Source organism: Ruegeria sp. BG7, assembly GCF_056535685.1.
Genome location: NZ_JBQFIU010000001.1, coordinates 1873622 through 1886871, shown reverse-complemented (window position 1 = coordinate 1886871; position 13250 = coordinate 1873622). Strand labels below are relative to the sequence as shown.

Annotated in this window: 11 protein-coding genes; 4 read left to right on the top strand and 7 right to left on the bottom strand. The window is 55.7% G+C overall.

The window, feature by feature from the left end; all coding sequences use genetic code 11:
- Positions 1-12 precede the first annotated feature (12 nt).
- Positions 13-822, bottom strand: a complete 810-nt coding sequence (gene dmdD / locus ACR3EH_RS09390; protein WP_171187916.1) for a methylthioacryloyl-CoA hydratase — start codon at positions 820-822, stop codon at positions 13-15.
- Between the two features lie 21 nt (positions 823-843).
- Positions 844-2607, bottom strand: a complete 1764-nt coding sequence (locus ACR3EH_RS09385; RefSeq protein WP_171187914.1) for an acyl-CoA dehydrogenase family protein — start codon at positions 2605-2607, stop codon at positions 844-846.
- A 112-nt stretch (positions 2608-2719) separates the two neighbouring features.
- On the opposite strand from ACR3EH_RS09385, the gene ACR3EH_RS09380 reads away from it, so the two are divergent.
- On the top strand, positions 2720-3733 hold the full coding sequence (locus ACR3EH_RS09380; protein ID WP_371732003.1) for an AraC family transcriptional regulator: 1014 nt from the start codon (positions 2720-2722) through the stop codon (positions 3731-3733).
- A gap of 100 nt (positions 3734-3833) precedes the next feature.
- On the opposite strand, the gene ACR3EH_RS09375 is transcribed toward ACR3EH_RS09380, so the two are convergent.
- Positions 3834-4820 carry a DMT family transporter gene (locus tag ACR3EH_RS09375; RefSeq protein ID WP_171096706.1) on the bottom strand — a complete coding sequence of 329 codons (987 nt, stop codon included), beginning with the start codon at positions 4818-4820 and terminating at the stop codon, positions 3834-3836.
- A gap of 348 nt (positions 4821-5168) precedes the next feature.
- Here ACR3EH_RS09375 and ACR3EH_RS09370 point away from each other — a divergent pair, with 348 nt between their 5' ends.
- Positions 5169-6515 carry a serine hydrolase domain-containing protein gene (locus ACR3EH_RS09370; RefSeq protein WP_171187910.1) on the top strand — a complete coding sequence of 449 codons (1347 nt, stop codon included), beginning with the start codon at positions 5169-5171 and terminating at the stop codon, positions 6513-6515.
- A gap of 179 nt (positions 6516-6694) precedes the next feature.
- Positions 6695-9484, top strand: coding sequence for a bifunctional aconitate hydratase 2/2-methylisocitrate dehydratase (locus ACR3EH_RS09365; RefSeq protein WP_171648790.1), 2790 nt, complete (start codon positions 6695-6697; stop codon positions 9482-9484).
- Positions 9485-9595: 111 nt separating this feature from the next.
- Here ACR3EH_RS09365 and ACR3EH_RS09360 read toward each other — a convergent pair whose 3' ends face one another.
- Positions 9596-10054: an Lrp/AsnC family transcriptional regulator gene (locus tag ACR3EH_RS09360; protein WP_171096703.1), complete on the bottom strand. Its 459-nt coding sequence runs from the start codon at positions 10052-10054 to the stop codon at positions 9596-9598.
- A 119-nt stretch (positions 10055-10173) separates the two neighbouring features.
- Here ACR3EH_RS09360 and phhA point away from each other — a divergent pair, with 119 nt between their 5' ends.
- Positions 10174-10974 carry a phenylalanine 4-monooxygenase gene (phhA, locus tag ACR3EH_RS09355; RefSeq protein WP_171648792.1) on the top strand — a complete coding sequence of 267 codons (801 nt, stop codon included), beginning with the start codon at positions 10174-10176 and terminating at the stop codon, positions 10972-10974.
- Positions 10975-10989: 15 nt separating this feature from the next.
- Here phhA and ACR3EH_RS09350 read toward each other — a convergent pair whose 3' ends face one another.
- From ACR3EH_RS09350 to ACR3EH_RS09340, 3 genes are all read right to left on the bottom strand, one after another.
- Positions 10990-11511 carry a GNAT family N-acetyltransferase gene (locus ACR3EH_RS09350; RefSeq protein ID WP_171676837.1) on the bottom strand — a complete coding sequence of 174 codons (522 nt, stop codon included), beginning with the start codon at positions 11509-11511 and terminating at the stop codon, positions 10990-10992.
- The gene (locus ACR3EH_RS09345) at positions 11508-12062 is read right to left on the bottom strand and encodes a helix-turn-helix domain-containing protein (protein ID WP_171648796.1); all 555 of its coding nucleotides are present in this window, start codon (positions 12060-12062) and stop codon (positions 11508-11510) included. The genes ACR3EH_RS09350 and ACR3EH_RS09345 overlap by 4 nt, the downstream gene beginning before the upstream one ends.
- 118 nt (positions 12063-12180) lie before the next feature.
- The gene (locus ACR3EH_RS09340; RefSeq protein ID WP_171676839.1) at positions 12181-13197 is read right to left on the bottom strand and encodes a Fe(3+) ABC transporter substrate-binding protein; all 1017 of its coding nucleotides are present in this window, start codon (positions 13195-13197) and stop codon (positions 12181-12183) included.
- Positions 13198-13250: the final 53 nt, after the last annotated feature.

The window sequence follows — 13250 nt, the reverse complement described above, 5'->3', positions numbered from 1 at the left end:
ATTCCGCCTGACTTAGCTGTTTGGCCGCACACGGGCGGCAGTTTTATTTGCAAAGGCTTCAAGGCGCGCCCGAGCGGCGGGTTGGGTGTTGACCACTCCGCCTACCACAGCCTCGGCATAGGCTGCGTCCATGCCTGACATGTTGTTCAAGTGGCTGATCGCCGAGCAGATTGCAAAATTGGTCAGCGGCAGGTTCTGCGCGATTTGTTCTGCCAGCTCCATCGCCTTGGCCATGCTGCCGCCGTCTTCGGTGATGTATTGCGCCAGCCCCAGATCGACGGCCTCTTGCCCCTGGTAAACGCGACCCGTCAGGATCATGTCGATCATGCGATACTTGCCGATCATGTCGGACACTCGGATTGTCGCGCCACCACCGGTGAAAATCCCACGTTGGCCTTCAGGCAAGGCGAAATAGGTGCCGGGGTCAATGACCCGGATATGCGCCGCACTGGCAAGTTCCAGCCCTCCGCCCACGACCGCACCTTTTAGTGCAGCGATGATCGGCACACCGCCATACTCCATCTTGTTGAACGCTTCATGCCAGCGCAGGCAAACATGCATGAAGTCATCCGGGCTGCGGTCGGCCTTCCAATGCTCGACCAGATCAAGACCCGCGCAGAAGTGGTCACCTTCACCAGCAAGCACCACAGCTTTGACACCGGCCATACGGGCACCACTGAAAAAGCGGATCAGCTCTTCGATAGTGGCCACATCCAGCGCGTTGCGCTTTGAAGGACGGTTCAATGTAACGATATACAAGCCGTTCTCGCGCTCTGAAATCGCCAGGTTCTCATATGTGTCGGGGTTCACGACGTGATTCATGGGTCGGGTCCTTTGGAGGAGTTATTCGGGGAAATGCGCGTCAAGCAGGCTGCGCGCGCCCAGCAGGATACGGCTGTGTTCTGTGGTGCATTCGGGCAGAATGTGTTGTGCAAAGAAAAGCGCAGTCGCGATTTTCTGAGCCATGAATTGAGCGTCCTGCTCGGCGTCCAGTGATGATTGCGCAGCCAAAGCGCCCTTTGCCAGTTTCCAACCTGCCGCCAGGGTTCCTGCAAGCATAAGAAAGGGGACAGAGCCGGCAAATGCTGCGTCGATGTCCTTGCGGCTGTTTTCCAACAACCAGTTCAGCGCCGATTCAAACGCTTCGCGTGCTTGCGCAAGGCTTGCACCTATCGCTTGAGCATTTGCGTCACCTCTCGCCAGTTGTGCTTCGGTTTCAGCAATCCGGGCAGCAAAGAGACGGGCGGTTTCGCCACCGTCGCGCATCACCTTGCGCCCTAAAAGGTCGTTGGCTTGAATGGCGGTGGTGCCTTCGTAAATCGGTAGAATACGGGCATCGCGATAGTGCTGCGCGGCACCGGTTTCCTCGATAAAACCCATACCACCGTGGATCTGAACACCTAACGAGGCAACCTCGACTGCGCGCTCTGAACAAAAGCCTTTGACCAGCGGAACCATGAATTCGGCCAGAGCAGCCATCTCTGGATTGTCCTGATGGTGTGCGATGTCCAGCAACCCCGCAGTCGCCGCCGCCATTGCGCGCCCACCTTCGGTCAGGCCGCGCATCCGCATCAGCATGCGGCGCACGTCCGGGTGTTCGATGATGGCGACAGCATCTTTGGTCTGACCGTTGACAGGGCGGCTTTGCACGCGCTCACGCGCATAGGTAAGCGCACGTTGATAGGCCCGCTCTGACGTCGCAATACCCTGTACACCAACGGAAAATCGCGCAGCGTTCATCATGATGAACATGTATTCTAGCCCGCGATTTTCTTCGCCGATCAAGAATCCAGTGGCCTGTTTGTACTCCAAAACAGCCGTCGGGCTGGCGCGAACGCCCAGCTTGTGCTCAATGCTCACGCAGTTGACTGTGTTTTCGGTCCCGACCGTTCCATCTGCGTCGACCAGTTTCTGCGGTACGATAAACAGGCTCAAACCTTTTGGCCCGGCAGGTGCGTCAGGCGTGCGGGCCAACACCAAATGGATGATGTTCTCGGTCAGGTTATGGGCACCATAGGTGATGAAAATCTTGGTGCCCGACACGTCATAGCTGCCATCCTCACGCTGCACCGCCTTTGTTGCCACCCGGCCCAGATCGCTGCCCGCTTGCGGTTCAGTCAGGTTCATCGTGCCAGACCAACGGCCTGCAATCAGCGGCTCAAGATAAGTGGCTTTCTGTTCGTCAGACCCGGTCAGCAGCAATGCCTCAATGGCCCCGTCGGTCAGCAAAGGGCAGAGGCCAAAGCTCATATCGGCGGCATTCAGCATCTCGACCGCGGCCGCGCCGACGGTCTTCGGCAACCCCATGCCACCATATTCCACTGGGTGAGTCAGGGCTTGCCATCCCATTTCGACAAACTGAGCGTAAGCCTGGGCATCGCCTTCAGGCATGGTCACGCGCCCGTTGTCAAACCGGGCCCCCAGCGTGTCGCCGATATGTGACAAGGGTGCGATCTGCTCGCTGCAGAACCGGGCATAGCCTTCCAGTACAGCGCCAATATCGGCCAGGTCATAGTCTGAATACACTGCGAAGGAAGACACCTGTTCCCAATGAGACAAATGCTCGACGCAAAACATCAAATCCTGAACGGGCGGCTGATAGGACATTCCAGGCTCTCTGTCGGAAACTATGGGTTTACGTCATTTACCTGTCGACCGATTTGCCGATAAGCTCATATTTTGCCAAAATACTATCCGATCACGCCACTCTGAGGTTCCTGTGACCCGTCATGACCCTATCTCGCTGACGACCGTCTCAGCAGAATTCATTCAGGATTGGCTGGACGCACTTAGGTCCCGTTGCACCCCGGAAGAAATGACTTCACTGCTAGAGCGCGCTGGTCTTCAGGCCGGTCCAATGGCACCAAATCATCGTGTTACCCTCAATGAAATTGCGCAGCTTTACCAGCTTGCTGCGCCTGAAACCGGGGACGAAATGATGGGGCTTTGGAGCCGCCCGATCCGGCCCCGCGCCCTGCAGCATCTTGTGACGGTGCAGCGCGGAGCAAGCAGCCTGACCTCGGCCCTTTATCGTTTCTCGACGTTCTGGAATCTGCTTTTGGATGACTTTTGTTTTGACCTGCGCAGCAGGCCAAATGAGGTGAAACTGGCTTTGGTGCCTTACTTGGGCGAAACCCAGCCGCAGCGCTTTGGCCACATGTTGATTCTGAAACTGGCGCACGGTTTGTTGTCCTGGCTCAGCGGGTCGGAAACGCCAGTTCAATTGGTTTGCTTTGCCTTTCCCCGCCCGGAATTCGCTGCGGACTATTCGGTTGTCTTCCCGTGTCCTGTCGAATTCGACGCCCCGCAAACCAGCATTCGTTTTGACCCTCGCCAATTCACCCGCCCGATCACCCGCAGCCCTGAGGAGGCGTCGGTGTTTCTTGAGCGCGCGCCGCTGGATTGGATATTCACGGGCTCCCGGGTGCATACAAACAGCCTTCGCGTCCGGGCTTTTCTTTACGGAGCAACATGGCAGTCTTGCCAGCTTACGGATGCAGCCCGAGCGTTGAAAATGACGCCTCGGACATTGAACAGACGCTTGAAAGTCGAAGGAACATCCTTTCAGGACATCAAGGATGCCCTGCGCCGTGACATCGCGATCCGTGCACTACAGCAAAGCACGGACAGTATCGATCAAATCGCCTTTGACACGGGCTTTTCGGCCCCTGCGAATTTCCACAGAGCGTTCCGAAAGTGGACAAACCGGACACCGGGATCATACCGGATGTGAGCTCGATTTCTGTGGGAAAACGCTTTTTTCTGGGTCGTCAGAGAAAGGCAGAAAACCCGTCATGGGCGGCTACCGTCGCCGTATCTGCCAGTGGTGATGCCTAATAACGACGATGCACTCTTTTTCGAGTAATCACGTTCTTCTCTTTCTGGCGCTCGCGCAAAAAGACAAACAAACCAGATCCCAAGATCAGCACGATACCAGTCGCGACAGGCAGATTTGGCAGTTCGCCCCAAATCGCCCATCCCCAAAACACTGCCAAAGGAAGACCGACATATTCGAACGGTGCCACCGTGGCGGCGTCGGCCATACGGTAAGCCTGACCCAGACAATACCCAATGATTGCCGAATTGAACCCCAGCCCGACAAACAACCATCGATCAGTGCCTTCTGGCCAAACCCAAGCCCTTAGCAAGAAGATCAAGCTTTCATTTTCGAATGCATCGGCAAAGCGCCCGTCCCCTGCCACAGACCAGAACAGCAAGCTGACAACGATAAAACACGCCTGAATATAGACAGCCATCGCTGATGCTTTGGATTTGGCACCAAGCAAGCGGGTGAGCACGTTGTTGAGGGCATAGGTGAATGCTGCCACTACGGGCAGGGCATACATCAAAAGACTGACGTCGCGCGCGCCACCAGCTTCCCATGGGCGGGTCATAATTGCCACGCCGAGGAAACCCACAATCACCGCGCCGATGCGCATGGGGCCAACTTTTTCCCCAAGCAAGGGAATGCTGAGCAAAGTGATCATCAGTGGCGCAACGAAGAATACTGCGGTTGCTTCGGCCAGAGGCATGACAGCCAATGCCGTAAAGAATGTCAGATTGGCAACAACGATGAGAACGCCGCGCAAAAGATGAAGCCCGGGTTGATCGGTTTTCAAGATGCGCCAACCGCCTTCCATCTGCACCAAAGCCAGGCTGAACCCGATTCCGATCAGTGATCTGGTGAATACCATTTGATGCAGGGGGTAACCGCCAGACAGGAACTTGATCAGCATATCGTTGATAGAAATCGCCAAAATTCCTATCAGAATGAATGCAATACCTGCTGTTGGGTTTTGCAGCTTTACGTCTGCTGTCATGAGGTGCCCTTTCATGGGGCCACTAACACGTGCCAGCAAACGGGTCACGTCACTTTGCGACGTTCTTTGGTCGCCGCGTGCTGAAGTGAAACTCGATTTGCATTGAGCGTAATGGCGACTTTGTTTTTGAGGATTACCTAACCCGGCAGAATGGCCATGTCATTGAAACCCCAAGTCCCGCGAGATTTAGTCGCTTGGGTCAGTTCTGAAGTGGCACCCCTAGGGTGACGCGCAACGCATTGGATCTGATTTTAAGTACCTGACTTCTACGTAACGGAAGTGTGGCAAACTCAGCCACGTTGCCTCTAACGTCACAGGGCACAATGACAATAGGGGCGGTGCAGTCGGATGTTCGGGAAAGTAGCGAAATCAATTGGCGGTTTAGTGATCGTGGGTGGCGTGGGGCTGGTAAGTTACCTGCTGATTGCGCCACCCGATCTGCTGAAGGTTGGTACAAATTACTCGGCCAAAATTGTCTGTTCGAACGTTTTCATTGTAGGACGTGATCCCGATGAGGTGCTGGCCGCAGACGTTCAAGCGCCGGGACATCCGCTGCTGAAACACGTGTCGATCGAGGTCGATCAAGAGGCGCAAACAGTGCACGCCCGGCTTTTTCGGTTTTTTGCCCCCGCAACCTCACAGTACCGCGACGGGCTTGGTTGCACCAACGTTCATGACGTTGCTCTAAGCGCAGAAACGCTTATGGCGCTCGATCCTTTGCCTGCGGGCCTTTGGCCAAAAGGCAACGATGTAGCTCTTTCGCAGGATGCAAAGGTTCAGACCGTCATGTCTGATGAAAGCTTGCTTGGTGAAGGATACCGCGCGGTCGTGGTGGTTCGAAACGGGCGCATTGTTGCCGAACGCTATGCTGAAGGGTTTGACGCGCAAACCCCTTTGCTGGGGTGGTCCATGACCAAAACCGTTACGACCGGGTTGATTGGAACTTTAGTTGAAACAGGTCAGATGAGCATAACGGACAATCTGGTAGATAGCTTTCCGGACTGGGCCGAGGACTCTCGTCGTGACATTTCCTTGGCTGAAATGCTGTCCATGACCAGCGGATTGAACTGGGATGAAGAATATGGCGATGTCTCTGATGTGACCCGAATGCTGTATCTCAGCAATGATATGGCTGGCTTTGCGGCGGATCGAGCGCCTGAAGCCGAAACCGGTACGGATTTCAATTATTCTTCTGGAACAACCACTGTTTTGTCCCGTGTTTGGCAGGACCAGTTGCCGGATGGCGGGCTGACCTATCCGCAAACTGCGCTGTTTGAGCCGCTGGGCATGACCTCAGCGATCCTTGAGACGGATGCCAACGATACGTTTATCGGGTCCAGTTATATGTATGCCACGGCCCGCGATTGGGCCCGGTTTGGCCAGCTTTTGTTGCAAAAGGGTGTTTGGAACAATACCCGGGTCCTGCCGGAAGGCTTTGTGGACTGGATGGTCGAACCGGTGGCTGCCTCAAACGGGCGCTATGCCAAGGGGCACCTTTGGCTGGAATCTCCAGGAGATTTTCCGCCCTTTGAAGACGCATACTGGCTACAGGGGCATGACGGCCAGTTCATCGGTGTGTTCCCGTCTCATGACATGATCGTTTTGCGGATGGGATTGACCCCGTCTCGGTTGGGTTACTCTTCCTTGCCGTTGGCGCAAGCGTTGATTACAGCCTTTGGGGACGATCCGTCTTAACTGACCTCTTCATCCCGCTCCTGCAAGGGTAGCGACTTTGGCAGGCTGCAACCGGCTCAGGACACCGGGTCGCAGGTCTGGGACTTGCATGTGGCGCAGTTTTAGTATACCGCCGCATACAAATTGAAAGTGCCGGCCTTTTGACTGCCGGTACACCCAGCTAAATGGTCGGACCCGTCATGAGCCTCTATACTGATTACCTGAATGAAATCGAAACCCGCAAAGAGCAGGGCCTGAGCCCAAAACCCATCGATGATGGGGCTTTGGCGAAGGAAATCATTGATCAGATCCGTGATCCCCAGAACGAACATCGCGCAGACTCGCTGAACTATTTCATCTACAATACGCTGCCCGGCACAACCAGCGCGGCTGGCGAAAAGGCCAGCTTTCTGAAAGAGGTCATTCTGGGCGAAGCTGACGTCGAAGAAATCTCGCAGGACTTTGCGTTCGATCTGTTGTCGCATATGAAAGGTGGCCCCTCGGTCGAGGTTCTTCTGGACCTTGCGCTGGGCGATGACGCCGCAGTTGCTGGCAAAGCGGCGGAAGTGCTGAAAACACAAGTCTTCCTGTACGACGCCGACACCGACCGACTGAAGGCCGCGCTCAAGGGCGGCAACACCGTCGCGCGGGATATCTTGGAAAGCTATGCCAAGGCCGAGTTTTTCACCAAGCTGCCCGACATCGACGAGGAAATCGAAATCGTCACATATGTTGCTGCCGAAGGTGACATTTCCACAGACCTTCTGTCGCCGGGCAATCAGGCACACTCGCGCGCCGACCGCGAACTGCACGGCAAGTGCCTGATCTCGGAAAAGGCGCAGCAGGAAATTCAGGATCTGAAGCTTCAGCACCCCGGCAAACGTGTCATGCTGATCGCTGAAAAAGGAACCATGGGTGTTGGTTCTTCACGTATGTCCGGCGTAAACAATGTGGCGCTTTGGACCGGTAAGCAAGCCAGCCCCTATGTGCCGTTTGTCAACTTTGCCCCAATCGTCGCGGGTACGAATGGCATCTCTCCGATCTTCCTGACCACCGTCGGTGTAACCGGTGGCATCGGTCTGGACCTGAAGAACTGGGTTAAAAAGGTGGACGAGTACGGCAATGCGATCCTGAACAATGACGGCAACCCGATCTTGGAAGAGAAGTACTCGGTCGCCACAGGCACGGTTCTGAAGATCAACACCAAAGACCACAAACTGCTGAGCGAAGATGGCGATGAGTTGGTCGACGTATCCTCGTCCTTTACCCCGCAAAAAGTGGAATTCATGAAGGCCGGGGGCTCTTACGCCATTGTCTTTGGAAAGAAGCTGCAAACATTTGCGGCCGAGACGCTGGGTGTCGAAGCACCTTTGGTCTTTGCCCCGTCCAAGGAAATCAGCCACGAAGGCCAGGGCCTGACCGCAGTCGAGAAGATCTTTAACAAGAACGCATTGGGCACCACGCCGGGCAAAACCCTGCACGCGGGTTCGGACGTTCGCGTGAAGGTCAACATTGTCGGCTCGCAAGACACCACCGGTCTGATGACCATGCAGGAACTTGAGGCGATGGCCGCGACCGTTGTGGCGCCCAGCGTTGATGGGGCTTATCAGTCCGGCTGCCACACTGCATCGGTCTGGGATGCCAAGGCGCAGGCCAACACGCCACGCCTGATGAAGTTCATGAATGACTTCGGACTTGTCACCGGACGTGACCCCAAAGGCGTCTATCATTCGATGACCGACGTGATCCACAAGGTGCTGAACGACATCACCGTGGATGACTGGTCGGTCATCATCGGCGGTGACAGCCACACCCGCATGTCCAAAGGCGTCGCCTTTGGCGCGGACTCGGGCACTGTTGCGCTGGCACTGGCGACCGGTGAAGCCTCGATGCCGATCCCGGAGTCGGTCAAGGTGACCTTCAAAGGCAAAATGGCCGATCACATGGACTTCCGCGATGTGGTGCATGCAACCCAGGCGCAAATGCTGGACCAGCACGGCGACAACGTGTTCCAGGGTCGTGTGATCGAAGTGCATATTGGCACGCTGCTGGCGGATCAGGCCTTCACCTTCACCGACTGGACAGCCGAGATGAAGGCCAAGGCATCGGTCTGTATCTCGAATGATGAGACCCTGATCGGTTCGCTGGAATTGGCCAAGTCGCGCATCCAGATCATGATCGACAAGGGCATGGAGCATGAAAACGGCATGCTGCAAAAGCTGATCAACATCGCGGACGCGCGCATCGCCGAGATCAAATCGGGTGAAAAACCCGCGCTGCAGCCGGATGACAACGCGAAATACTTCGCTGAAGTCGTCGTCGATCTGGATCAGATTGTTGAACCGATGATCGCCGACCCGGATGTTCACAATGCCGATGTTTCCAAGCGCTATACCCACGACACGATCCGCCCGATCTCGTACTACAAAGCCGAAAAGCATGTCGATCTGGGCTTTGTTGGTTCGTGCATGGTGCATAAGGGGGACATCAAGATTGTCGCCCAGATGTTGAAGAACCTTGAGAAGGAAGCCGGTAAGGTCGAATTCAAGGCGCCGCTGGTCGTCGCGGCCCCAACCTACAACATCATCGACGAGTTGAAAGAAGAGGGTGACTGGGAAGTGCTTGAGAAATACTCGGGCTTCGAATTCGACGATCTTTTCCCGAAACAGAATGCCCGCACCGAGTACGAAAACATCCTCTACTTGGAACGTCCGGGTTGTAACCTGTGCATGGGCAACCAGGAAAAAGCCGCCAAGGGGGATACGGTTCTGGCCACCTCGACCCGCCTGTTCCAGGGCCGTGTCGTGGCGGATGCGCCAGACAAGAAGGGTGAAAGTCTGCTGGCCTCGACCCCGGTTGTCGTGCTGTCGGCTATCTTGGGCCGCACCCCAAATATCGACGAGTACAAGACCGCTGTTGAAGGCATCGACTTGACCAAATTCGCGCCTTCGACTGAAAAGCCAGCGGGCACGAAGTCAGCGCACTTCTAAACGCCGCCGTCGACGCTGAGAATACTTCGCCCGGGCACCCTGCAGGTGACCGGGCGTTTTCATTCGTTGAATTCAAGCTGCGGTTGCGTTTGCCGAAAAGGCGATCCGCATTCAAAGAATAGGCAACGGTCCACGGGTCTTGGTTTGGCGAAGTACAAAATTGCTGCGCGTGTCGCGGACCAGCCCGGACTTCAAGAGTCGTTGCATGATGAAGACCTCCAGATCTTCGGGCGTTTTCGCATAGACTTTCAGTATGAAATCGTGATCCCCGGTGATCGATGCACATTCAACAATCTGCGGTTCGGTTTCGACCAAACGCAGGAAATCTGCAATGCTCTTTTCCTGGTGATCCTTAAGCGCAACATGGACATACGCGATGGCGTTTAGCCCAACGGCCTTGGCGGGCACTTGCGCGCGATAGCCTGTAACAACTCCGGACGCTTCAAGATCGCGAACACGCCGCCAGCATTGCGAGGCCGATAACCCGGTTCGGTCCGCCAGCTCCTGCATAGACAGACGTCCACTGATCTGAAGCTCGCGCAGGATATCGATGTCAGCAGGATGAAGCATATGTTTCGCAAACTTAAGTTTTCCGATCTATTTCAATCAAATTAGCGAGAAATAGTCAGTAATCAAAACAAATCTCCCACGTGTGACGCGGTATCCTGTTCCTCAGCAGGAGGAAGCGGATGCCAAAATCGACCAAATACGTCGCCAAAGTCGCCGACGCGCGTGGCCATATCGCCTATACGGATGAAGAAAACGCCGTTTGGGCCGATCTATACGCAGCGCAGGAGGATAATGTTCAGCGCTATATGGCACGCGAATATCTGGACGGGCTGGCGCGTCTTGAGTTGCCAAAGACCAAGGTGCCGTCTTGCGCTGATATCTCGGATCGGCTTCTGGACCTGACGGGGTGGCGGGTGCAGCCGGTTCCGGCCCTGATCGGCTTCAAGACGTTCTTTGGTATGCTCGCGGATCGCGTGTTTCCGGCAGCCTCGTTCATTCGGTCGCGCGAGGACTTCGACTATATCGAAGAGCCGGATATTTTTCATGAGATCTTCGGCCACACCCCGCTGCTCAGTGACCCACGTTTTGCCGCGTTCAGCCACGCCATCGGCAAGGCAGGCCAGCAGGCGACGGATGCAGATTACGCCTGGCTGATCAGGCTATACTGGTTTTCCATCGAATTTGGGCTTCGCCGACAGGACGGTCAGATCAAGGCTTTGGGATCGGGGCTGGCGTCGTCGCCGACTGAACTGGTTTATGCCGTAACCAGTGACATCCCGGATCGCGACGCGTTTGACATCCTGACAATTCTGCGCACGCCTTATCGGATCGACATGCACCAGATGGGGTATTTTGTGCTCGACGACCCAGAGGATTTGTTCGAAGCTGCCGAGCGGGACCTGTTGGCCGATGTCCGGCACGCGCGTCGTCTGGGGTTGTTGCCAAACAAGTTTCCGGAAAAGGTTACGGCAGCAGAATAGCCGCGTCGCCCATCTTCAGACGGACAGGTCTTTGTACATGTACGTGGTCGGTTCCAAACTGGGTTCGAACGGATTGCGGCAATAATTCGGTATTTCCCCTGCAATTTGAAACCCGAGGCTTTGGTACAGCATCCGTGAGGGATCGCTGCTGCGCGTATCCAGCACCAGCATCGTGCGGTGCAAGCTGCGGGCGTGTTGAAAAAGCGCCGCCATCAAAGCGCGGCCATACCCGCGACGCCGCGCGTTTGGATGAACCAGCAGCTTTGCGACATCCGCACGGTGAGGTTGGTTGGGCATGGCTGCCGAGACAAGTTGCACGGTACCTAAAACGCGCGCGCCGTCATAGGCCGCGAAGATCTCTAAAGCGCCCGCGTTTAATCCCGGCCGCACGTTCTGCTGCCAATAGTTTCGCGCGTCTTCCTGCGCAAAGGGCAGGATAAACCCAATACTGGCCCCGTCATGGACACAGGCGTGCAAAATCTCTGCCAGATCATCTAAGGCGGCATCGAATTCTGAACAAATCAGACGTGTGATCATACCAGCACCAGTAGATACCGTGCGCCTCGTTCAGCGCCTGTTTCAAACCGGGTCGGACCAGATAGATGATAACGCAGACAATCCCCTGCGCTCAGATCGTGTGGCGTTCCGTCAACCGTCAACGTCAGCGCGCCATCGATCAGGATCAGGTGATGTTCTTGCCCCGACTTGGGCGGCGTCTCGTACGTGATCACGGTGTTACGCGGCAGGTGGCCCTCCACGACCTCAGCGTTCAGACCGTTCGCAGGAGGAGACACGGCGCGGCGGGTGTATCCCGTTTCGGGATCGCTCCATTCCGTCTGATGTTCAAACGGAACCTTGGGGTCAAAACTGTCTTCGACCATCATCAACAGGCGTGACATCGGTAAATCGTATGCGGCACATAAACGACCAAGGTTTTCTGCCGTAGGGCTGACGTCGCCCTTCTCCATCCGAGACAAGGTGGCGCGACTGATGCCACTGTGCTCAGACAATTGGTCCAGAGACCATCCACGCCCGCGGCGGAGTTCATTCAATCGGCTGGCAAGGCGGTTCGAGAGCGTGTCGAGCATAAATCATATAATAGAAAAAATTCCAGATATGAGAAAGATATTCCAAAACAAATAAACTGTAAATGAAAAAAGGGTGCGGAAACCTCGCACCCTTTGTGGTTTGCGTCGAATTGGAAGGTTACTTCCAGCCAACCTCGTTAAAGATCTTTTGCGCTTCGGGAATGTTCTTGGCAACTTCGGATAGGTTCACTTCGTCAGCCTTGAACTCGCCCAAGGTAGCGACAGACTCGGCCAGCGCGACACTAGGTACAGCCGGGTATTCGTCATTACCTGCCGAGAAATATTGCTGCGCCTGATCGCCTGCCAGATACTCAAGGAAGAGGATCGCGTTTTCTTTGTTCGGCGCGTTTGCCGCAACGCCGCCGCCTGACAGATTCATGTGGGCTCCATAACCTTCCTGGTTCGGGAAGACCCAGCCGATCATGTCACGGTCAGCAGACAGGCCTTTGACATCTTTGCGGATCGCGCGCGCAAAGTAATAGGTGTTCGAGACTGCGATGTCACATTCACCCGATACGATGCCGCGCAGCTGGTCGGTGTCGCCGCCCTGTGGATCACGCGCCATGTTGGCGACAATGCCTTCGGCCCAGGATTTCGCTGCGTCGGCGCCCTCGTGGGTGATGATCGAGGCCAACAGGGTCTGGTTGTACGTGTTGGTCGACGAGCGGATGCAGATCAGGCCCTTATACTCTGGCTTGGCCAAATCGGCATAAGTGGCCGGCGGGTTGGTGACGTTTTCTTTGTTGTAAAAGATAATCCGACCGCGCTGCGAAAAGCCGAACCATTGGTTGTCGCTGTCTTGCAGATTCGCGGGGATACGTTCTTCCAGGGTTGCGCTTTCGATGGCCTGCAAGATGCCTGCGTCTTTGGCGCGAGCCAGGCGCGAAGTATCAACGGTCAGCATCACGTCTGCGGGCGAGTTTGCGCCTTCGGCTTCCATCCGCGCGATCAATTCGTCGGCTTTGCCTTCGATGCGATTGATCTTGATACCGGTTGCGTCTTCGAAATCGGTATACAGACGCTCATCGGTGTCATAGTGGCGCGACGAATAAAGGTTCAGTTCCCCTTCAGCGACGGCGGAGGTGGCAATCAATGCCGACAGTGCGGCGACGATGCAGGTGGAGGAGTTCAGCATGTTGCGTCCCATTTTTGAATTCAGAGAGTGGACATTAATCCGACTGATTTGAT